This window comes from Hyphomonas sp. ske169 (assembly GCF_056850855.1).
Window position 1 is genome coordinate 3283061 of the sequence record NZ_CP096146.1, and the last position, 21638, is coordinate 3304698.

Sequence of the window (21638 nt, forward strand, 5' to 3'; positions counted from 1 at the left end):
TGAGCCCATGACACGCCAATCACGACTACCCAAAAAAATGTGATAGTCATTTTATATGCCTCGAATGGATATTTTCGATAGGGCAGCGAAAAAGCAAGTGAGGGGTACAGATAATGTCTGAAAACAAAACGACACTGATCTGGCACAAAGTGGCCGAGACGGATGAAGTTACCGAAGGCCGGGTCAAATCCGCGACGGCTGGAACGCAGTCTGTCGCTCTGGTTCATTTCAAAGGCCAATACGCGGCCATGGACAATAAATGTCCTCACCAAGGCGGACCGCTCGGCGAAGGCTCGATTGAAAAAGGCATTGATGATCAGTGCTGGCTGCGCTGCCCGTGGCATGGCTGGGACTTTGATCCGCTGACCGGTAAGCCGCCGGGCGGACACGAAGATACGGGTCAAGACATGTTCGATGTCGATGTGCGCGATGATGGCATTTATGTCGGCGTGCCGGCGCTGCCGCCGCGCGAGCGAACCATCGCCGATGTCATGGCTGAGACGATGACCAATTGGAACGTCACCAGCGTGTTCGGTATGGTCGGCCATTCCAATCTCGGCCTCGCCGATGCGCTCCGAACGCAAGAAGCCGAGGGCAAGCTCCGTTATTATGGCATCCGGCATGAAGGCGCGGCGGCGTTCGCGATTTCAGGTTATGGCAAACTGACAGGTCACCCAGCGGCGGCGCTGACCATTGCCGGACCAGGCGCAACCAATCTCCTCACCGGGCTGTGGGACGCGAAAGTCGATGGCGCGCCTGCGCTGGCGCTCACTGGCCAAGTGCAAGACCAAGTCGTCGGTGTGCACGCCTTCCAGGACATTGATCTCGAAGCCGCGTTTGAAGCGGTGGCGGAATTCTCTGAGACTGTGCACCTGACATCAGACCACGCGCTGTTGATGACACAAGCGATCAAGACCTCGATCTTGAAGCGCGGGGTCGGGCATTTGGTTTTCCCAGATAATGTCCAACCGCGTCCAGCGGCTGAAGACGCTAAAGCGTATGGTCCCGAAGGCCGGATGGCGAACCAATGCGTTGGACCGCCGCCGTCTGCCTTGGAAGACGCAGCGAAGCTGCTCAAAGGCGCCAAGCGTCCAATGATCATTGTCGGCTATGGCGCGTTGAACGGTATGGAGAGCGTCATCGCTCTGGCCGAAGAACTAAACGCGCCAATCGCGACGACGTTCAAAGCCAAAGGCCAGATTGGCGATGCCCACCCGCTCGCGGCAGGCGTTATGGGGCGGTCGGGCACGCCGATTGCCAGCTGGTTCATGAATGAAGCGGATTTGCTCTTGGTCTTCGGGGCGAGTTTCTCAGACCATACGGGCATCTACGAGGGCGCACCGACGATCCAAGTCGATACCGACCCGATGCGGCTGGCGAAGCGCCATCCGGTGACCGTGCCGGTCATGGGCGATGTCGCGGTGACAGCAGACTTGCTAAAAGCCGAAATGGGCCGCGGCGGGAGCGCTGCCACAGATGTGCGGGACGAGATCGCGGAACGCTGGCGGCTGTGGCGCGCGGAAAAGGCCAGCCGGCAAAGCGAAGATCGCGGCAAAGGCGTTTCGGCCGCCGCTCTGTTCGAAGCGCTCACCAAAGCGGCGCCAAAAGATGCGATCTTGCCAGTTGATGTGGGCAACAATACATATTCGTTCGGACGCTATTTCGAACCGACCGGAGACCAGCGCGTGCTCATGTCCGGCTATCTCGGCTCGATTGGGTTCTCTTTCCCAGCCGCCATGGGCTCTTGGGCGGCGACGCAAGAAGAAGGCCCCTATAAAGGGCGCAAAGTCATCTCTGTCTCCGGAGATGGCGGCTTTGGCCAATATGCGATGGAGTTCACCACTGCGGTCAAATACGGGATGAACATCACGCACGTCCTGATGAACAATTCTGAGCTTGGTAAAATCTCCAAAGAGCAAAAAGCTGCTGAGTTCGAAGTCTGGCAAACCAGTCTGGTCAATCCGAGCTTTGCCGGCTTTGCCCGCTCCTGCGGCGGCATGGGCGAACTGGTCAAAACCCGAGATGAGCTGGACGCGGCGCTGGCTAAAGCGATCGCGCATGATGGGCCGTCTTTGATCGAAGTGATTACAGACGCGGAGCTGCTCTGATGAGCGCCGAAGAGAGCAGCCATATGATGGACGGCATGACAGGCGGCACATCGCTTGAGCATTTGCCTTTTGGCCTCGACGCGCCGGTCATGCATGCGCTCGAAGGCCTCGCCATCTGTATCGATCTGATTGGGGTCGCCTTGATTCTGTTTGGGTTCTTTGTCGCCCTGATCCGCCTGCTGGGTGGGCTCAGGCATGGCATTGGCCTGCGCGGCAATCTCGGCAACCTCAATTCGGCGCGCACGATTCTCGGGACTTATATCCTGACCGGGCTCGAATTCATGATCGCGTCGGACATTGTCCACACAGTCATCACGCGTGAGCTGACCGACCTAATCTTTGTCGGCTTACTTGTGCTGATCCGCACGGCCATTTCCTTCTTCCTCGGGCGGGAGATCTTAGAGATCCAACATGAGGACGCGAAGAAAGCCTAAGCGTGGAACGTGGCGCTCTTGATCAAGGCGTAGACCGCTAGTCCGGGCGCGAGATTGAGGTCGGAAACTGCTTTGCGCGTGACCGTCGCTGCCAGAGTCTGGCCGCCAATGTCGAGCGTGACGGTCTGGAAGGCTGGGCGTTTGGTCGGCTCAATTGACACGACCTGCGCGGCGAGCATGTTCTGGATGCTGATCCCGGTCGGGCGTTCAAGCGCAATAGAGACATCGCGGGCGGGGATTTTGAGCCGCACCTGCGCGCCATTGGCGATGTCTATGTCAGAGGCGAGCCAAATCGCGTCTCTGCCGATGCTGACAGCCAGCAAGTCATCCTCAGTCTTGTCTAGATTGATGGTGCCCGAGAGGAGGCTGGTCTGTTCATAGGGATTGCGTCCAGCTTCGAGACCAAAGCGGCTGAGCACTTCATCCGTGCGGCCGCGCGCGACCACGGCGCCGTCTTCCAACATGAGAACGCGTTCGGCGATGCGGCTGACTTCATCCACGTCGTGACTGACATAAAGCGTGGGAAGCGCGAACTCGGTCTTTAGGGTTTCGAGGAAGGGGAGCAGCTCTGCTTTTCGAGCGCTATCGAGGCCAGAGAGGGGTTCATCTAGTAGGAGAAGGCGTGGCCGAGTCAGCAGTGTTCGGGCGATTGCAACGCGTTGTTTTTCGCCCCCTGACAGGGTTTCAGTATCGCGGTCTATAAGTGGCATAAGCGCCATCGCCGCGATGACGTGCTCATAATCATATCCAGCGGACGCTGCATCCGCACGCTTATGCGCATAGTCCAAATTCCCGCGCACAGAGAGATGCGGAAACAGGTGCGCATCTTGGAAGACCATGCCGACGCCGCGTTGGTGAGGCGGTACCCACTTTTTTGGGGCGGCTTGGAACCAATCCGTTCCAGCGCACAAGATCTCGCCCTCATCAGGGCGGAGAAAACCAGCAATGGCGTTGAGGAGCGTGGTCTTGCCGCTGCCGCTTGGCCCGAACACGGCGGTCACACCTTCCAGCGGCAGGGTTTCGTCCACGCTCAGGCTGAAAGTGCCTTGCGTTGCGGAGAAGCGGAGCCGCAAATTAGAGGCGGACATGCGCGCCTCCCCGGCGATTGAACAAGAAGACGCAGAACAAAGTCGCGAAAGACACGATCAAGAGGATCAAGGACAGCGCGTGCGCGTCAGCATAGTTCAGCGTTTCCACGTTCTCATAAATCTCAATCGAGGCGACGCGGGTCCGGTCGGGAATATTGCCGCCCACCATCAAGACCACGCCAAACTCACCTAGAGTGTGCGCGAATGACAGGACGGAGGCGGTCACAAAACCTCTGATCGACATCGGAACGGCAACTGAAAAGAACGCGTCGAGGTGAGACGCTCGCAGGCTCGCCGCCGTGCGCATGGCTTGCTGCACCGGGCCTTCAAATGCTGTCTGCAGAGGCTGGATCATGAAAGGGAAGGAATAGATGACTGAGCCGATCACCAGACCAGTAAAAGAAAAGCTGAGCGTGTCGCCAGTCGCCTGCATCCAGAACCCACCAAAGGGCGCTTCTGGGCTCATCGCGATGAGAAGATAGAAGCCAAGCACAGTCGGCGGGAGCACAAGGGGCAGGGCAATCAGCGCCTCGATGACCGGCTTTATCCGCGACCGCGTCTGCGCCAGCCACCAGGCGATCGGCGTCCCAATAAGGAGCAGAACCAGCGTGGTCACGAAAGCGAGCCGGGCGGTCAGCCAAAGCGACGTGAGGTCTGGCAGGCTCATGGCACCCGATATCCGCTTTCATGGATGATGTCGCGCGCTTCAGGCGTTTTGAGAAAGGTTAGAAAGGCCCGCGCCACTTGATTGTCTTCGCCGGTCTTCAAGAGGACGGCGTCCTGAGCAATCGGTTCATGCAATTGCCGCGGGACGAGCCAATAGCTGCCGCGCGCATCCTCCGGCAGAGCAAGGACTTGAGCGGCAGAGACGAAGCCAATCTCCGCATTACCTGTGCTGACAAAGGCAAAGGCCTGTCCGACATTCTCGCCGAGAACGAACTTAGCCTGCCAGGGCTCAAGCAGATCAAGGCGCTCCAGCAATTGGACGGTCGCGAGGCCATAGGGCGCGAGATCCGGATTGGCGAGCGCAAGGCGGGTGATGTCATTATCGGCAAGCGTATCAGGTGTGATGTCAGGCCGGGTTGGGCTCCACAGAGCCAGTCCCCCAATCGCATAGGTGAACCGAGAGTTCTGCACGGCCCGCCCATCTTCCACGAGGCGTTCCGGACGTGCTTGGTCTGCGGACAGAAACAGATCATACGGCGCGCCATTGTTGATTTGGGCGTAGAGCTTTCCCGTCGAGCCGGAGACCACATCGAGCATATAGCCGCTGCGCGTTTCGAAGTCGGCCTCAAGCTTTTCCAGCGTTGTTTTGAAATTGGTGGCGACGGCGACGGTCGCGTGCTCTTGCGGTTGTGGCGCCGAACAGCTGCCGAGGCTCACGATCAGAACCGCAAGCAAAAAGGTCAAGAAAATTCGGGGTTTAATCAACACGGGTTCAATCGACGGTTTCGCTTTTCCTCAGTCCTAGGCGCGCGCCGTCTGAAAGTCGATCCCCAACAAAAGCGGCCGGAGCGAGAGAGAGCTCCGGCCGTACAGGTTTGTCGAGAGACGGTTTTGCCTATTCGGCCGGCACCATCTCGGGCCGTTTCTTAGCCGCACGGCGAGCAGCTTTGATGTGTTGAGCGCGGGCTTCCTGCTCGTCGAGGCGTTGCAGGTAATTCGGATGCTCAGTGCCCATCCAGCGGTCCCACCAAGTGAAGTAGAAGCCGAAATTCCCAGTGCCGCGCTCATGATGCATGTCGTGATGGGTGACGGTCGTAAGCCAGCCGAGTACCGGCATCCGAGCCCAGCTGCGCGGGAAGACTTCATAACCGCTATGCGCCAGAGCGTTTTTGAAGATCATGATCGAGAGCACGACATATAATGCGAGATTGTGTGTGGGGATCAGCATCAAGGCGATCGGCACATACATATATTCGATCACAGCTTCGGCCGCGGCGAAATTATAGGCCGTGAACGGTGTTGGATTGTGCGAGCGGTGATGCTGCATATGCGTGCGCTTATAGAGCTTGGCGGTGTGCATCAGCCGGTGCGTCCAATAGAAATAAGCGTCATGCAAGACGATCAGGAGCGGCATCGAAACCCAGAACCAGAGCATGCCATATTCCGCAAAATCATCATACTTCTGGAAGATGCCGAGATCAGCGGCTTCAAAGATGAAAATGTCCATCGCGACGAAGACACAAACGGTCTTGAACGAGTGTTTGAGTTCCATCTGAATTTGTTTGGATCGCGGTGTGGGTTTGCGGATTTTCCTCGTCTCAATGAAACGGTGAAGGACGATCCAGAGTACAAAGAACGTCACCAGGGTTCCCATCGCATAGCGGGTCGATTCGAACTGGATTCCGCCGAGAATGCGGGGTCCCAGATAGTCGGTGAAAAAGGGTAGCAGGTCCATTTGTGTCTCCTCGTCTGTCGATGAGGTCAGATCACCATGTTCCGAAAACAAAAGCTCCGCAGCCGCGAAAATGCGGCTACAATTTCAAAAATGAGGACAGTTTTTTAAGATTGCACAGCCGCTTCGAGGGCATCGGCGCGAAATGCGCTGGGCGTGATGCCTTCTTCAGATTTGAAGGCCCGATTGAAAGTCGCAAGTGAGGCATATCCGACATCCATGGCAATGGTGAGGATAGGCGTACGAGCTTGTTCTGGGTCGGCCAGAGCCGCTTTCGCTTCGGCTAGGCGATACTGGTTTAGGAATGACGCAAAATTGCGATAGCCGAGCCCTTTATTGATCAGCGCACGAAGTTGGTGCTCGGGTACGCCCAGTTTGGCTGACAGGTCACCTATCCCCAGGCCTTGCTCTCGGTAGAGGAATTGCTCCTCCATCGCTATGACGAGACGCGTGTGAGTGGCGCTGTCTTTGGGATCGACTTTGGCTTGCGCAATTGGAGCCGGCGTTGTGCGCTCGAACAGTAAAGTCTCGGGCATCAGTTTCAGAAACCAAAGCGCACCGATCACAATCATCGGCATTGCAAGGATGGAGCGCGCGGTAGTGAACCAAGTGGGGTCATCATTGTCGAAGGTGATGCCATAATGCAGCGCCTCGCCGGTGACGATGACCAACGCAGTAATCCCTAGGCCGAGCACGAACCATAATCGAGTGCGTCGGCGGGCTTCGATTAAATCGTCTTTTCGCCCAGACCAGGCGGTCCAAAATAGGTGAGCCAAGACGGCAAAACCGAGCAATCGATTGGCGGCGACGAAAATCAGGGTGCCAGCTTGGTTCTCGAGCATAATCGAGGCCTGTATCCCTGGCAGGAAAAAGAAGGTGGCCCCCAACGCCCCCCAATGCAGACGACGCATCTGGAAGTCGTCCTGGAACAAAGACAAGGCGAATAACCACAAAAGAATGATGTTAGGGACGTGCAATACCCACGCAACAGCCCAAAGTGCGAAAGGCGCCTCATACCAATCGGGTAGCGTATTTAGCAGCATGCCCGTCAGGCAAATGCACATTGCGGCGGCTAAACGTCCTTGCAAGAGATGACGCGCATCTCGCAGAGCAATCACGGCGACCAGCAGCAGGATGGTGATCGCCGCAAATCGAAACGCAGCATCGAGTAAAATCATGATCTTACTCCTGCCTGCATTCGCAGAGAGGTCAAGCGCAGCCGTTTGGCTCTAGCCAAGTCGTCTCGGTCAGCATAACAGGGGCCACCCAGTTCAAATCGCATGAAAAGTTACGAAAATGCGCCTGTCTCGATATTTTATTCCTGTCTCAAAAGACGTTCCTTCGGACGCGACGATCGCGAGCCATAAACTCATGTTACGGACCGGCATGGTTCGGCAAAATGGCGCCGGGATCTATTCCTGGCTGCCGCTCGGCTTCCGCGTGCTCAAAAAAATTGAGCAAATTGTGCGTGAAGAAATGGATCGCGCAGGCGCGATCGAGATGCTGATGCCGACCTTGCAGCAAGCCGATCTCTGGCGCGAGTCCGGCCGCTACGATGATTATGGTGCAGAAATGTTGCGCATCACTGACCGTCATGAGCGCGACATGCTCTACGGTCCGACCAATGAAGAAATGATCACGGATATTTTCCGCTCATTTGTCAAAAGCTACAAAGCCTTGCCCTTGAACCTCTATCACCAGCAATGGAAGTTCCGAGATGAGATCCGCCCTCGTTTTGGCATCATGCGCGGGCGCGAGTTTTTGATGAAAGACGCTTACAGTTTCGACCTGTCGGAAGAAGCCGCGCGGATTTCCTATCAGAAAATGTTTGCCGCTTACCTGAACACGTTTGCGCGCATGGGCATCACGGCGATCCCGATGCAGGCTGATCCCGGCCCGATCGGCGGCGATTTAAGTCACGAGTTTCTGATCCTCGCAGATAGCGGCGAAAGCGAAGTCTATTGCGACAAGTCTGTGCTGGATGTGCCGGCACCGGGCGCAGATTTCGATTTTGAAGATCTCGGCGCGCTTGACGCAGAAATGAAGAAGCGCACGCAATTCTATGCGGCGACCGATGAAAAGCATGATGAAGCGGCGTTCGCGGCCATTCCTGAAGATCGCCAGGTTAAAGCACGCGGTATCGAGGTCGGACACATCTTCTATTTTGGAACAAAGTACTCTGATCCACTCAAAGCTGAAGTGCAGACCAAAGACGGAGGCCTTGTGACCATTCATGGCGGGTCGTACGGCATCGGCGTGTCGCGCTGCGTCGGGGCGATTATCGAAGCGAGCCATGATGAGAACGGGATAATCTGGCCGGATGAAGTCGCGCCATTTGGGGCTGGCATCATCTCAATGAAGCCGGACGATGCGGATGTGGCGTCAGTCGCCGACGAGGCTTATGCCAAGCTCAAAGCCGCTGGCAAAGATCCGCTCTATGATGAAACCTCGGATCGTGCCGGACCAAAATTCGCCCGGATGGAACTGATCGGCCTGCCTTGGCAAATCACGGTCGGTCCACGTGGTGTGAAAAGCGGAACGGTGGAGCTGAAACGCCGCGCCACCGGTGAGAAAGAGGATCTCTCTCGGGAATCTGCGGTCAATAAGATCTGCGGATGATCAAGTTGCGCGGACATAAGCAGCCCCTCATCCTGAGCGAAGTCGAAGGACGAGGGGCGGTGCGTCTGGCGAGTACATCCTTCGACTTCGCTCAGGATGAGGGCGCTAGGCGGTCACTTCCGTGGGCATCACGATTTATCCATAATTGCTCAATAGATCTCACAGCATGAGCCGCGCTACCCCTTTTGGACAAGTCGAACGCACGCTCGCCTGGCGGTATTTGCGGGCGACCCGGGCCAATGGCGGGGTCTCGGTGGTTTCGATCGTGTCTTTCATTGGCATTCTGCTCGCGGTTATGGCGCTGATCGTGATCATGTCGGTGATGAGCGGTTTCCGCGCGACTTTGCTCGATGCGATGTTGGGCGGGCAGGGGCATGTCTTTGTCTATACCCAAGATGAGCCAGAGGCGTCCGTCGATGAGTTAGTGATCCAGATCGAAGCTCTGCCTGAGGTCGATCAAGCGATGCCAATCATCGAACAGCAAGTTCTCGCAACCACCGATCGCCGCCAAAACGGTGCGATTGTGCGCGGTGTACGGGTAGAAGATCTTGATAATTTGCCCTTCTTGGAAGGCGGTGCCGAAGCGGCCCGCGCGTTTGGGTTCGGCGAAGGTAAGAATGGCGGCGATGTGATCATGGTCGGCCGGTTCTTGGCGGCAGATCTTGGGTTGTACCCGGGGGATAAGCTCACTTTGATTGCGCCTGATGGCATTCAGGGCCCCTTCGGGGTTACCCCTCGGCGCAAAACCTACACAGTTGGCCAATTCTTTCAGACAGGCAGCGTAGAGCTCGACCAGCTCTACATTTTGATGCCCGTTGAACAGGCGCAGCTGTTTTTCGGCCGCAAAGGTGTTTACGATAAACTCGACCTGCGTATCCCAGACGCGATGAACACGGAGCCGGCTGAAGCAGCAGTCCAACGTGCGATCGATTACCGCTTCCCAACCCAGAGCTGGAAAGTTCAGCGCGAGGCTTATTTCAACGCGCTGAACACAGAGCGGTCGATGATGATGATCATCATGCTGATTCTGATCGTGATCACCTCACTGAACATCATCACCGGCGTGGTCATGCTGGTGAAGAATAAGACCAGCGATATCGCGATCTTACGTACGGTCGGAACGACACGGGGGTCGATTATGCGGGTATTCTTGATGATCGGCGCCTTGCTGGGCCTGACGGGGGCGCTGATTGGCGCGGTGCTCGGCGTGATCATGGTCATGAACATCAATTATGTGATTGATGGCATTGGGTTCCTCTTGCAGCGAGACCTGTTCCCACCCACGGTTTACGGACTGGACGGTTTGCCAGCTGCGCTGAACTGGGCCGAGGTAAGCTTTGTCACGCTATGGGCGATGGCAATGTCTATGTTGGTGACGATTTGGCCAGCTTGGGCCGCGGCGCGTCTCGACCCGGTTGATGCATTGAGGTTTGAGTGATGACAGCGGTGCTCGAACTTCGCGATATTGTTCGCCAATACAAATCCGAAGCCGGAGTTTTGCGCGTCTTGGAAGGCGCGAAGTTGACGCTAAATCCAGGGGAATTGGTTGGGCTGATCGGGCCTTCTGGTTCTGGTAAATCGACGCTGCTTCATACGGCAGGATTGCTCGAAAAACCGGAAGGCGGCGAGGTCTATCTTGAGGGCGAGAATTGCCTATCGCTGAATGATGCCGGACGCACGCGTTTGCGGCGGGAAAAGCTTGGCTTCGTCTATCAGTTCCATCACTTGCTGCCTGAATTTAACGCCCGTGATAATGTGGCGATGCCGCTTATGGTGGGCGGTCTGTCGCGCCGCAAAGCGCGCGAGAAAGCCGACGCCTTGCTTGGTGAGATGGGGCTCGCAGAACGCCTAAAACACCAGCCGGGACAGATGTCGGGCGGCGAACAGCAGCGCGTTGCGATTGCCCGGGCACTGGTCAATGACCCGCGCCTCGTCATCGCCGACGAACCGACTGGGAACCTGGATCCCGCTACGACAGAGCGGGTGTTTGAAAGCCTGATCCGCATGGCGCGAAGCGAAGGGGCGGCGGTGCTCGTTGCGACCCACAATATGGCGCTGACCCGACATATGGATCGCGTTCTGACCCTGAAGGATGGGAAACTCACAGATTTTGTGAGCGGCACCTAAAGTTCCACTTTTGTTCTTTGCGCTTGTCTGGTAGAAATCCATTCTAAATGGGCGTTTAGGTGTTGCGATTTCTGGCCATGTTCGGGAATCGGGCCAAAGCAATTCTCGTCCATTGGTCTGGATCAGGAGCGCCCCGTGGGTCAATCGCCATTCATACACCTTGCTGTGCGGACGTCTTTCTCGCTGCTTGAGAGTATGATCACGACCAAGGGGTTGACGGGCTGGTGCAAAGAACAAGGCATGCCCGCAGTTGCGGTGACGGATCGGAACAATCTGTTCGGGGCGCTAGAGCTCTCGGAAAGCCTATCCGGGGCTGGCATCCAACCAATCATGGCGGTCTGTTTCGATGTAACCGACGGCGCACATCAAGAAACCATCACGCGTCTTACGCTCTATGCCCAGAATGAGCAGGGCTATGGGCGACTTATGGCGCTGTCTTCCTACGCTTATCTTGATGCGGAAGACGGCGTGCCGCGGATCCACCAGAAGTATTTGGAGGAGAAGACCGACGGACTAATCGTGCTGACGGGTGGTGCGGAAGGCGATGTCGCGCGCTACCTTTTGAAAGGCAAAAAGGCGGAGGCGAAGACCGCGCTCGAAACGCTCGCGGCGAATTTTCCCGGCCGCTGTTATGTCGAGATCACGCGGCATGGATCACCCGAGGAGGCGCAAACTGAGCCGGGCCTGCTGGCGCTAGCCTATGAGCTCGATTTGCCAATTGTCGCGACCCATGATGCGCGTTTCATGAAACCTGATGATGCTGAAGCGCATGATGCGATGATGTGTATCGCCAATGGCGCTTATCTTGGTCAGGAAGATAGGCCACAAGTGCAGGCCCAGCAATATCTCAAAACCGAAGCAGAAATGCGGGACCTGTTTGCGGATCTCCCGGAAGCGATTGAGACCACAGCTGAAATCGCACGGCGCTGCGGGATACGTTCGACCAAGCACAAACCGATCTTGCCGAATTTTGGCGATGGCTCGCGGTCCGAGATTGATGAGTTGAAACTGCAAGCCAAAGAGGGCCTGGAATCCCGGCTTGCGGCGGCGCCGAAACTTTATGCGACTCGCGAGGTCTATTTTGAGCGGCTCGATTATGAGCTCGGCATTATCGAGCGCATGGGCTTCCCGGGCTATTTCTTGATCGTTGCCGACTTTATCAAATGGGCGAAGGAGCAGGATATCCCGGTCGGGCCAGGCCGGGGATCAGGCGCGGGCTCACTGGTCGCCTGGGTGCTGACCATTACCGACCTCGACCCGCTTCGTTTTGATCTTCTGTTCGAGCGCTTTTTGAACCCAGAACGGGTCTCGATGCCCGACTTCGATATCGATTTCTGTCAGGAGCGCCGCGGCGAGGTGATCCGCTATGTGCGCGACAAATACGGGTCTGAATCGGTCGCCATGATCATCACGTTTGGAACTCTGCAAGCCAAAGCGGTGGTGCGCGATGTCGGGCGGGTGATGCAGATGCCGTATGGCCAAGTAGACCGGCTCGCCAAGCTGATCCCGTTCAACCCCGCCAAACCGCCAAAGCTCTCTGAAGCGATTGATGATGAGCCGAAGTTTGACGAGGAAGTTAGCCGCGATCCGCGGGTCGGCGAATTGCTCGATACCGCGCTTGCGCTTGAAGGCATGTATCGGAATGCGGGCACGCACGCGGCTGGTGTGGTCATCGGCGATCGCCCGCTGACTGAGCTCGTCCCGCTTTACAATGATCCGCGCGCCGATCTGCCTGCGACGCAATTCAACATGAAATGGGCCGAGTCCGCTGGGCTCGTGAAGTTTGACTTTCTCGGTCTGAAAACGCTGACCGTGATTGATCGCGCGCTGAAATTCATTCGCCGCGATGGCAAAGATGTCGGTCCTGAATGGCATAGTCTGGATGATGCCGAGACGTATAAGCTGATGGCGTCTGGTGAAACGCTGGGCGTGTTCCAGCTCGAAGGGCAGGGCATGCGCGACACGCTGCGCAAAGTCCGTCCCGGCAATCTAGAAGACGTGATTGCGATCATCTCACTCTACCGGCCCGGCCCGATGGACAATATCCCGGTCTATGTCGCGGGTAAGGAAGACCCCAACACGATCAAGTATCAGCACCCTGATCTCGAACCGATCTTGCAAGCCACTTATGGTGTGCCGGTCTATCAGGAACAGGTGATGCGGATGGCGCAGGAGATTGCGGGCTATTCGCTTGGCGAAGCGGATTTGCTGCGCCGCGCTATGGGTAAGAAAAAGCTCGAAGAAATGGTCGCGCAGCGGGAGCGGTTCTTGAAAGGCGCGAAAGAGCTCAAACAGATCGAAGCGCCGCTGGCCAATGACATCTTCGATACGATGGAGAAGTTTGCGGGCTACGGCTTTAACAAATCACACGCCGCCGCTTACGCTCTGATTGGCTATCACACGGCCTATTTGAAACGCCATTTCCCGGTCGCGTTCTTGGCGGCTTCGATGAGTTTGGATCTACACAATACTGATAAGCTTGCTGCGTTTTTCCAAGAAGCGCGTCGGCTGAAGATCCCGGTGATTGCGCCGAATGTGAATGTCTCGACGGCTGATTTTGATGTCGATGGCGGATCGATCATCTATGCGCTCGGGGCGCTCAAGGGCGTTGGGCCGGAAGCCATGAAACATTTGGTCGAAGAACGCCGGTCCAACGGGGCATATCAATGCCTTCACGACCTCGCCGAGCGGGTCGATCCGAAAGACATCAATAAGAAATGTTTCGAACAGCTCGCAAAAGCAGGCGGGTTTGATGAGCTTGAGCCCAATCGCGCGCGGGTGTTGAAATCGGCGCCGATGCTGGCGGCGACTTGCGCGGCTTCGGCTGAGGATCGCGCGGGCGGGCAGGGCGGTCTATTTGGCGACGCGGAACCGGCCATGCGGGCCGATCTGCCGAAAGCTGCTGCCTGGAATATGCAAGAGAAACTCGATCAAGAGTTTGCAGCGATTGGCTTTTATTTCTCGGGTCACCCGCTCGATGATATTATCGACAGTCTCGAGGACGGCCGGATCACCTATGCGATGAATATCGCTGACAGCGCCGTGGATGGCCGCCCCATGGAGCTGATTGGAGTCGTCCGGCGCCGGGTTGAGAAACCCGCGCGAAACGGCGGAAAGTTTGCGTTTTTGACGCTGTCGGATCCCACGGGTGAAGTTGAACTGATGGTGATGCCAGAATTGCTCTCAGATATGCGCGAGCAATTAGAGCCGGGCTCGGCCGTAGTCATCCTGACTGAAGTGCGCCGGCGCGATGAAGAAATCCGCCTCTCGGCGCGCCGGGTTCAGCCGATTGAACAGGCTCGCATTGCAAAGAAAGCCCCTGCATTGTCAGTGAAGCTCGAAAAGGGCGCAGACCTTAGCGGCCTGGCGGCGATTGCAGCGCGTTTGAAAGGCGCGTCGGGACAGGATAGGGGCGAAATATTCGTCCGGATGCCGATCGATGATGGCCGGGTGGTGACGCTTAGACTGCCTGATACTTACCCAACCGGGATTGAAGCGCTGCGCGCGTTGAAAACGGCTCCGGGCGTCGCGCGTGTGGATCACGAAGCGGCCTAATCCCGCCAGACCTGATCTCGCCTGTTGCTTTGCAGTATATATGATGTATAGACGCGCGCACGAACCCCCGATGCGTGGTCCTTCCGGTGTTGTGTCTCCAGTGAGGCTCAATAGGGATCATGCCGGTCAACCGGATAAGGAAAATTAAGATGGCATTGCCTGATTTCACTATGCGTGAACTGCTCGAAGCTGGCGTTCACTTTGGTCACCAAACTCACCGCTGGAACCCCAAGATGAAGCCCTTCATCTATGGCGCGCGTTCTGGCATTCACATTATGGATCTGTCTAAGTCTGTGCCGCTTTTGCACCAAGCGCTGGTAAAGGTCCGTGACACTGTTTCTAAAGGTGGCCGTGTTCTCTTCGTTGGTACCAAGCGTCAGGCATCTCAGCCAATCGCGGAAGCGGCTCAGCGTTGCGCTCAGTATTACATGAACCATCGCTGGCTCGGCGGCACGCTGACCAACTGGTCGACGGTCTCTAATTCCATTAAGCGTCTGCGTGAGCTCGAAGAAGTTCTTTCTGGTAAAGAGCAATCTGGTCTCACCAAGAAAGAGCTTTTGAACCTTGAGCGTGACCGTGAAAAGCTCGACAAAGCCCTTGGCGGTATCGCCAATATGGGTGGTCTGCCTGATCTGATCTTCGTGATCGATACGAACAAAGAAGCGATCGCGATTAAAGAAGCGCGTAAGCTGGGCATTCCAGTTGTTGCCGTTGTTGATACCAATTGCGATCCAGACGATGCTGATTTTGCCTTCCCAGGCAATGATGATGCGGCTCGCGCGATCTCGCTTTACTGCAACCTGATCGCCGATGCTGTTCTAGACGGCCTCGCCGAATCGTCTGCAGGGCTCGGCATTGATTTGGGCGAAGCTGAGGACATTGAAGCCTTGGTTGAAGCCGACGTAGCAGCTGCAGATGCGGCTGAAACCGAAGCTGAAGCTACAACCGAAGAAACCGCTAAAGTCGAAGAAGATAAGACTGAAGCTTAATCCCCACTGGGTTTGAACAGAAGGACGACTAGGATGGCTCAGATTACTGCTGCCCTCGTTAAGGATCTGCGCGACAAGACTGGCGCAGGCATGATGGACGCGAAAAAAGCGCTGGTCGAGAACGATGGCGATGTCGAAGCCGCTGTTGATTGGCTGCGTGCAAAAGGTCTCTCTAAGGCCGCTAAAAAGTCTGGCCGCACGGCTGCGGACGGTCTGGTTTCAGCTGTGGTCTCTGACGACGGTAAAATCGGATCTGTCGTTGAGCTGAATGCGGAGACAGACTTCGTTGCGCGCAACGAGACGTTCCAAGGCGCGCTGTCAGATATCGCTAAATTGGCGCTGACAACTGCGGGCACGACGGAAGCGTTGGCTTCTGCGCCTGCGCCTGATGGTGACGGCACCGTTGAAGACATGATTAAGCGTCTTGTCGGCACAATCGGCGAGAACATGACTTTGCGCCGTGCGGCGCAGATCAAAGCTGACTCAGTTGCGGCTTATATCCACAGTGCCGAAGCTCCAGGTATGGGCAAAATCGGCGTTCTGGTTGGCCTCAACGGATCTGGCGACTTGGCTGACGCGGGCAAGAAAGTTGCGATGCACGTCGCGGCGACGTCTCCGGCGTCTGCGACCGTCGCTGATCTCGACCAAGATCTGGTTGCACGTGAGAAGCAAGTTCTAACCGAGCAAGCTGAACAAAGCGGCAAGCCAGCCAATGTCATCGAGAAGATGATCGAAGGCCGGATCAAGAAATACTATAAAGAAGTTGTTCTCGTCGAACAGCAATTCGTCATGAACCCTGACCAAACGGTTGGCCAGTTCATCGCGGATAGCGGCGCAGAGCTGGCAGGCTTTGTGATGTTCAAGCTCGGCGAGGGCATCGAGAAAGCCGAAGACAACTTCGCTGAAGAAGTGGCTTCGATGACGAAGGCTTAACCGCTTTCAAAAATAAGTGCTTTTAGATCCCGGCTACCGATGACAGGTGGCCGGGAATCTTTTATGGGCTTTTGAGCAACGGGAGACGCAGAATGCCAGGTGAAGCCGAGTCCGATAACGGCCTGAAATATAAGCGCGTTCTTCTGAAGATTTCAGGAGAGGCCCTGATGGGGCCAACCGACTATGGCATCCATATGCCAACCTGCCTGGGATTTGCTCAAGAAATCGCCGCGGCGCGCGAGCTTGGGGTCGAGATTTGCTTGGTGATTGGCGGCGGTAACATCTTCCGCGGTATGAAGGGGGCGGCTTCCGGCATGGAGCGCTCGCAAGCCGACTCCATGGGCATGCTGGCGACGATTATGAATGCGCTCGGCATGCAAAGCGCCTTGGAATCAATTGGCGTTCAGACCCGGGTTCAATCCGGCATTCGGATGGATGAGATTTGCGAACCCTTCATTCGCCGGCGAGCCATCCGTCATATGGAAAAAGGCCGGGTCGTGATTTTTGCCGCCGGTACGGGCAATCCATATTTCACGACAGATACGGGCGCAGCCTTGCGCGCGGCGGAAATGCATTGTGATGCGATGATGAAGGGCACACAAGTCGACGGCGTCTATTCAGCTGATCCGAAAACCGATCCAGATGCGACCCGCTATGATCATTTGACCTATCAAGACGTACTGGCGCGCAATTTAAAAGTGATGGACGCATCCGCCGTGAGCCTTATGCGTGACACGAACATACCAATTGTGGTTTTCTCCTTGCACAATAAAGGAGCGCTGCAAGATGTGCTAACCGGCCAAGGCCCAAGCACAGTCATCTCCTGATCTTGAGGAAAGAAAATGAGTTACGATAAAAAAGACCTCGAACGCCGGATGGACGGTGCGATTAGCTCGCTTCAGACGGAACTTCAGGGACTGCGCACCGGCCGCGCATCGGTCAACTTGCTCGATAGCGTTCAGGTGGCTGCGTACGGATCGAACATGCCGCTCAACCAAGTCGGTTCGGTATCGATTATGGACGCGCGGATGATCGCCGTGAATGTTTGGGATAAAGGATTGGTTGGCGCGACCGACAAAGCCATTCGCGAATCTGGGCTGGGCTTGAACCCTGTCGTCGACGGCCAAACGCTGCGCATTCCTATCCCGCCATTGAATGAGGAGCGCCGCGTCGAGCTCACCAAAGTGGCAGGCAAATATGCTGAGGCGGCGCGCGTGGCCGTTCGTAATGTCCGCCGGGATGGTATGGATGCGCTCAAGAAAATGGAAAAAGACGGCGAGATTAGCGAAGACGAACTACGCTCTCTCTCTGATGAAGTTCAAAAGCTCACTGACAGCTTTGTTGGCAAAGTGGATGAAGCGCTGAAGGGCAAAGAAGCGGAGATTATGCAAGTTTGACCTCCGCACCGTCTGCTGCCCAAACCGGAAATGGTGGTCCAGCCAAAGACGGTTTCCCCGACCACATCGCCATCATCATGGATGGCAATGGGCGGTGGGCGAATGCGCGAGGCTTACCGCGCGCGGTTGGGCATGAACGAGGCGTCGAAGCTCTGCGTCGCACCGTCGAGGCGGCTCAGGAGATCGGCCTTAAAACGCTAACCGTGTTTTCCTTCTCAACCGAAAACTGGCGCCGCCCCGTCTCAGAGGTGAATGCGCTTTTTGGACTGTTGAAAGCCTATGTGAAACGAGATTTGAAACGCCTGACAGAGGAAGGCGTGAAAGTCCGCATCCTCGGAACGCGTGAAGGCTTGCCAGAAGATATCCTGGAATTGGTTCAGCGCGCGGAGCGTCAAACTGCCGATAATCACGCCTTCAATCTTTGTATCGCGTTCAATTATGGCGGGCGAGAAGAAGTGCTGCGGGCCGCGAAAGCGATGGCTGACGCTGTTGAGTCTGGCACTCTGTCTGCGGGTGATATCGACGAAACCGCGTTTGCAGGCTTTTTGGATACGCAAGACCTGCCAGATCCAGACCTTCTGATCCGCACAAGTGGTGAGTATCGGCTCAGCAACTTTTTGATTTGGCAGGCTGCCTATGCCGAATTGGTATTTATGGATGTCCTGTGGCCTGATTTCGGCAAACAGCACTTGCTTGAGGCCGTAGAAATTTACCGCAATCGCGAGCGCCGCTTTGGTGGTTTAGCGTCCGGAGCCGCATAGCGTGGTCCGCGGAAAACGGTATGATGGACAGGCGGGTGATCTCGGCCTGAGGCTCATCTCCGCTGCGGTGCTCATTCCTTTTGCTCTATTCGTGGTGTGGAAGGGCGGTCCTTTGTTGGCCCTCGCATGTGGCGTGTTCGCGGCCATTATGGCGTATGAGTGGGTCAGGATGTCGGCCTCGCCGTCAATGAAGAGCTTCGGCACGTTGGCGATTCTCCCATTTTTGCCGGCCGTCCTGGGAGCCCCGGTCTGGACGCTTTGGGCGTTTGTCGGATGCGCAATTATCGCCACTTTCACGCATCCGTTGAGGCAAAAACGCGGCCGAGAGGCGTTTGGGTTTCTGTATGTTGCCGGCATGCCCTTGGCGCTATATTTCCTGCGAGAAGGCGATTGGGACGGCGCGGCGACGGCGCTGATTTTGATGGGCATCGTTTGGGGCTCAGACTCAGCCGCTTTCTTTTTTGGGCGCAGTCTGGGCGGCCCGCGATTGCATCCGGACTCGCCTTCAAAAACCTGGAGTGGCGCTATTGGCGGCGTTTTGTTTAGTGCGCTTTGCGGTGTGCTTGCGGCGCGGATCACAGGTGGCGACCTGATGGCTTGGATCATTATGGGAGGCGCAATATCGATCCTCGCCCAGTTCGGTGATCTGTTCGAGAGTTCGACCAAACGACACCACGGTGTCAAAGACTCGAGTGGTCTTGTGCCAGGACATGGAGGCGTCTTGGACCGGGTCGACGGTCTCGGGATGGTTTGCGTTGTCGCGCTTCTGGTTTTTTCGTTTGCGCCGTCCCTGCCGCGCGTATTAGGGCTGGCCCTATGAGCGATCCGCGGTCACTTTCCATCCTTGGGTCGACAGGGTCGATAGGAACGTCTGCCTTGTCGGTGATCGAACACGCCAATGCCACAGCGCAAGCACCTGTCTTTTCAATCGATACGCTAGTCGCGGGGAAGAATGTCGACCTATTGGTCGAGCAAGCGCGCCAGTTTAAACCAAAGCACGTCGTGATCGCCCATGAACCATTTTTGCCGGCGCTCCAAGATGGGGTGCGCGACCTTGATATCTCCGCCGCGGCAGGGCCGGACGCGATCAAAGAGGCGGCAGCGCGCCCCGTCGATCGCGTACTCGCCGCGATTGTTGGTATCGATGGGCTCCCGTCAACCATTGCCGCGATAGAAGCTGGAAATTCGGTGGCGCTCGCCAATAAAGAGAGCATGGTCTGCGCGGGGCCGCTCCTCAATCGCCTGGCGGCGAAAAATCGAGTGGCGATTGTGCCGACCGACTCTGAACATAATGCCATGTTCCAGGTGATGGAGCGCCGTGAAGATATTTCGCGCCTCATCCTAACCGGATCGGGTGGACCCTTTCGGACGCTCGCTCGCGAAGATCTCGAAACGGTGACACCGGAGCGTGCGCTAGCACATCCGCGATGGAATATGGGGCGCAAAATTTCAATCGATAGCGCGACACTGTTCAATAAAGGTCTCGAGCTGATTGAGGCGGCCTACCTGTTCGACGTGCCGGAAAACATGATTGATGTGGTGATCCACCCGCAATCGATCATCCATTCTGCCGTGGCCTATCGGGATGGTTCGGTTTTAGCCCAAATGGGTGAGCCGGACATGCGGACGCCGATTGCCCATGCTTTAACTTGGCCCGAGCGCCGACAAGAAACACCGGTCGAGCCATTAGATTTGATCGCCCTCAGCCGGCTTGATTTCGAAGCGCCCGATTCCGAGCGCTTTCCGTCGATAGACCTTTGCCGTAAGGCTCTCAGAGTAGGAAAGGGCGCCCCGACAGTATTAAATTGCGCTAATGAACGCGCCGTAGCTGCATTTCTTGCGGGTCAATGTCGATTCCTCGACATAAGCTGGGTCGTAGAAATGGCGTTGGAGCGATTTTTTGCCGGTCCAATGGCTTGTGAGGATTGCGATAATTTGGAAGCCGTCCTAGCAATCCAAGCCGAAGCTGAGCAGTTAACCGGTATCCTTCTTGATGAAGTGAAGGACCAAAAGCGGGAGCGGAGAGCGTGACGGGAATTCTGGCGCAAGGCCCGATATTTCTGATTTGCCTGGCATTCCTGCTTGGGGCCGTCGTGATCATTCACGAGCTAGGACACTATCTTGCCGGCCGCTATTTTGGCGCAGCGGTTGAGTCTTTCTCGATCGGGTTCGGCGCCTCGATCTATGAACGCAAAGACTCCAAGCGAACACGCTGGCGGGTCAACTGGATCCCTTTGGGTGGTTTTGTGAAATTTGTCGGCGAAAGCCAGTTACCGGGTGATGTCGGCAAGGTCGAAGAAGGCCCAATCGGCAAACCGTACAATCAATTGAGTGTCGGCGCTCGATCAATCGTCGCACTCGCGGGCCCAGCCGCGAACTTCTTGCTGGCAGTGTTCCTATTTACAATTTTCTTCGCGTTCCGCGGTACTGAACAATATGATGTTTATGCGTACCAAGTGAATGAGGGCTATCCCGCCGCAGAAGCCGGTATGCAGGCCGGTGACGTGATCAAAAGCGTTGATGGATCGGAAATCCGGCAGATCGCCGATATGATCGTGATCACCTCAATGTCGTCTGGGCGCGCCTTACCGTTTGAGGTGCAGCGCGGCGATGAGCTCTTAACTCTAACCGTCACCCCGCGCCGCGAGGTCCGCGCTAACCAGCTAGGACAGCTCGTTCCGCAAGGCACAATTGGGGTCGTGCCTGCGCCATTGCGCGAGTCGGTTCAGTATCGAAAGTACGGCCCGCTTGAGGCAATCGGTATGGGCGTTGTGGAAACCAAGGATACGGTTGGGCACACCGTTTATATGCTTGGTAGGATTATCACCGGCAAAGAGCCATTGGCTCTAATGAGTGGCCCCGTTGCCATCGGCGATGCGGGGCGCAGAATCGTCAACCGAACAATGGGCGCAGAAACTGTGCCTTTGGCGACACGGTTAAGCGTTTTGGGGTGGTCCGCCCTACAGCTTTGCGCCTTAATCTCAATAGGCATTGGCTTTTTCAACCTGCTACCATTGCCTGTATTGGATGGGGGACATCTTGTTTTCAATGCTTATGAAGCCATGACGGGAAAAGTAATGCCCGAAAAGGTGCAGGAAGTGGCATTGATGGCAGGGCTTGGTCTGCTATTGACCATGTTTGTTTTCATCACCTGGGGTGACGTTCTGGAAACCGGCCTATTCAACGGGTCAGCAAGCGAGTAAGTCGCTTGCCATGGAGGATCGAGGGA

At 56.4% G+C, this 21638-nt stretch carries 19 protein-coding genes; 14 read left to right on the plus strand and 5 right to left on the minus strand.

Annotated elements, in window-relative coordinates; genetic code table 11:
- Positions 1-113 precede the first annotated feature (113 nt).
- Both MY069_RS16055 and MY069_RS16060 read left to right on the plus strand, forming a co-directional pair.
- Positions 114-2108, plus strand: coding sequence for a thiamine pyrophosphate-dependent enzyme (locus tag MY069_RS16055; RefSeq protein WP_482794799.1), 1995 nt, complete (start codon positions 114-116; stop codon positions 2106-2108).
- The gene (locus tag MY069_RS16060; protein ID WP_482794800.1) at positions 2108-2542 is read left to right on the plus strand and encodes a DUF1622 domain-containing protein; all 435 of its coding nucleotides are present in this window, start codon (positions 2108-2110) and stop codon (positions 2540-2542) included. The genes MY069_RS16055 and MY069_RS16060 overlap by 1 nt, the downstream gene beginning before the upstream one ends.
- Here the strand turns inward: MY069_RS16060 and modC are convergent.
- From modC to MY069_RS16085, 5 genes are all read right to left on the minus strand, one after another.
- Positions 2539-3630: a molybdenum ABC transporter ATP-binding protein gene (modC, locus tag MY069_RS16065; protein WP_482794801.1), complete on the minus strand. Its 1092-nt coding sequence runs from the start codon at positions 3628-3630 to the stop codon at positions 2539-2541. The two genes, MY069_RS16060 and modC, sit on opposite strands and share 4 nt — an antisense overlap.
- A complete protein-coding gene (modB, locus tag MY069_RS16070) occupies positions 3617-4297 on the minus strand; it encodes a molybdate ABC transporter permease subunit (protein WP_482794802.1) in 681 nt (226 codons plus the stop codon). The genes modC and modB overlap by 14 nt, the downstream gene beginning before the upstream one ends.
- Positions 4294-5061 carry a molybdate ABC transporter substrate-binding protein gene (gene modA, locus MY069_RS16075; RefSeq protein ID WP_482794803.1) on the minus strand — a complete coding sequence of 256 codons (768 nt, stop codon included), beginning with the start codon at positions 5059-5061 and terminating at the stop codon, positions 4294-4296. The genes modB and modA overlap by 4 nt, the downstream gene beginning before the upstream one ends.
- A 130-nt stretch (positions 5062-5191) precedes the next feature.
- Complete coding sequence (locus tag MY069_RS16080) at positions 5192-6031, minus strand: sterol desaturase family protein (RefSeq protein ID WP_482794804.1); 840 nt, start codon at positions 6029-6031, stop codon at positions 5192-5194.
- Between the two features lie 104 nt (positions 6032-6135).
- Positions 6136-7206, minus strand: a complete 1071-nt coding sequence (locus MY069_RS16085) for a helix-turn-helix transcriptional regulator (RefSeq protein ID WP_482794805.1) — start codon at positions 7204-7206, stop codon at positions 6136-6138.
- A 118-nt stretch (positions 7207-7324) separates the two neighbouring features.
- Here MY069_RS16085 and proS point away from each other — a divergent pair, with 118 nt between their 5' ends.
- From proS to MY069_RS16145, 12 genes are all read left to right on the plus strand, one after another.
- The gene (gene proS, locus MY069_RS16090) at positions 7325-8647 is read left to right on the plus strand and encodes a proline--tRNA ligase (RefSeq protein WP_482794806.1); all 1323 of its coding nucleotides are present in this window, start codon (positions 7325-7327) and stop codon (positions 8645-8647) included.
- A gap of 166 nt (positions 8648-8813) precedes the next feature.
- Positions 8814-10085 carry a lipoprotein-releasing ABC transporter permease subunit gene (locus tag MY069_RS16095; RefSeq protein ID WP_482794807.1) on the plus strand — a complete coding sequence of 424 codons (1272 nt, stop codon included), beginning with the start codon at positions 8814-8816 and terminating at the stop codon, positions 10083-10085.
- On the plus strand, positions 10082-10774 hold the full coding sequence (locus MY069_RS16100; protein WP_482794808.1) for an ABC transporter ATP-binding protein: 693 nt from the start codon (positions 10082-10084) through the stop codon (positions 10772-10774). The genes MY069_RS16095 and MY069_RS16100 overlap by 4 nt, the downstream gene beginning before the upstream one ends.
- 135 nt (positions 10775-10909) lie before the next feature.
- Complete coding sequence (gene dnaE / locus MY069_RS16105) at positions 10910-14329, plus strand: DNA polymerase III subunit alpha (RefSeq protein ID WP_482794809.1); 3420 nt, start codon at positions 10910-10912, stop codon at positions 14327-14329.
- 149 nt (positions 14330-14478) lie between these two features.
- On the plus strand, positions 14479-15318 hold the full coding sequence (gene rpsB / locus MY069_RS16110) for a 30S ribosomal protein S2 (protein ID WP_482794810.1): 840 nt from the start codon (positions 14479-14481) through the stop codon (positions 15316-15318).
- A gap of 33 nt (positions 15319-15351) precedes the next feature.
- Complete coding sequence (tsf, locus tag MY069_RS16115) at positions 15352-16251, plus strand: translation elongation factor Ts (protein ID WP_482794811.1); 900 nt, start codon at positions 15352-15354, stop codon at positions 16249-16251.
- 92 nt (positions 16252-16343) lie between these two features.
- Positions 16344-17078, plus strand: a complete 735-nt coding sequence (gene pyrH / locus MY069_RS16120) for a UMP kinase (RefSeq protein WP_482794812.1) — start codon at positions 16344-16346, stop codon at positions 17076-17078.
- A gap of 15 nt (positions 17079-17093) precedes the next feature.
- Positions 17094-17648, plus strand: a complete 555-nt coding sequence (gene frr / locus MY069_RS16125) for a ribosome recycling factor (protein WP_482794813.1) — start codon at positions 17094-17096, stop codon at positions 17646-17648.
- Positions 17645-18409 carry an isoprenyl transferase gene (locus tag MY069_RS16130; RefSeq protein WP_482794814.1) on the plus strand — a complete coding sequence of 255 codons (765 nt, stop codon included), beginning with the start codon at positions 17645-17647 and terminating at the stop codon, positions 18407-18409. Before frr ends, MY069_RS16130 begins: the two co-directional genes overlap by 4 nt.
- A 1-nt stretch (position 18410) precedes the next feature.
- Positions 18411-19229, plus strand: coding sequence for a phosphatidate cytidylyltransferase (locus MY069_RS16135; protein WP_482794815.1), 819 nt, complete (start codon positions 18411-18413; stop codon positions 19227-19229).
- Entirely contained in the window at positions 19226-20440 is a 1215-nt protein-coding gene (gene dxr, locus MY069_RS16140) for a 1-deoxy-D-xylulose-5-phosphate reductoisomerase (protein WP_482794816.1), read from the plus strand. Before MY069_RS16135 ends, dxr begins: the two co-directional genes overlap by 4 nt.
- Positions 20437-21612, plus strand: coding sequence for a M50 family metallopeptidase (locus tag MY069_RS16145; RefSeq protein WP_482794817.1), 1176 nt, complete (start codon positions 20437-20439; stop codon positions 21610-21612). The genes dxr and MY069_RS16145 overlap by 4 nt, the downstream gene beginning before the upstream one ends.
- The last annotated feature ends 26 nt before the right edge of the window (positions 21613-21638 follow it).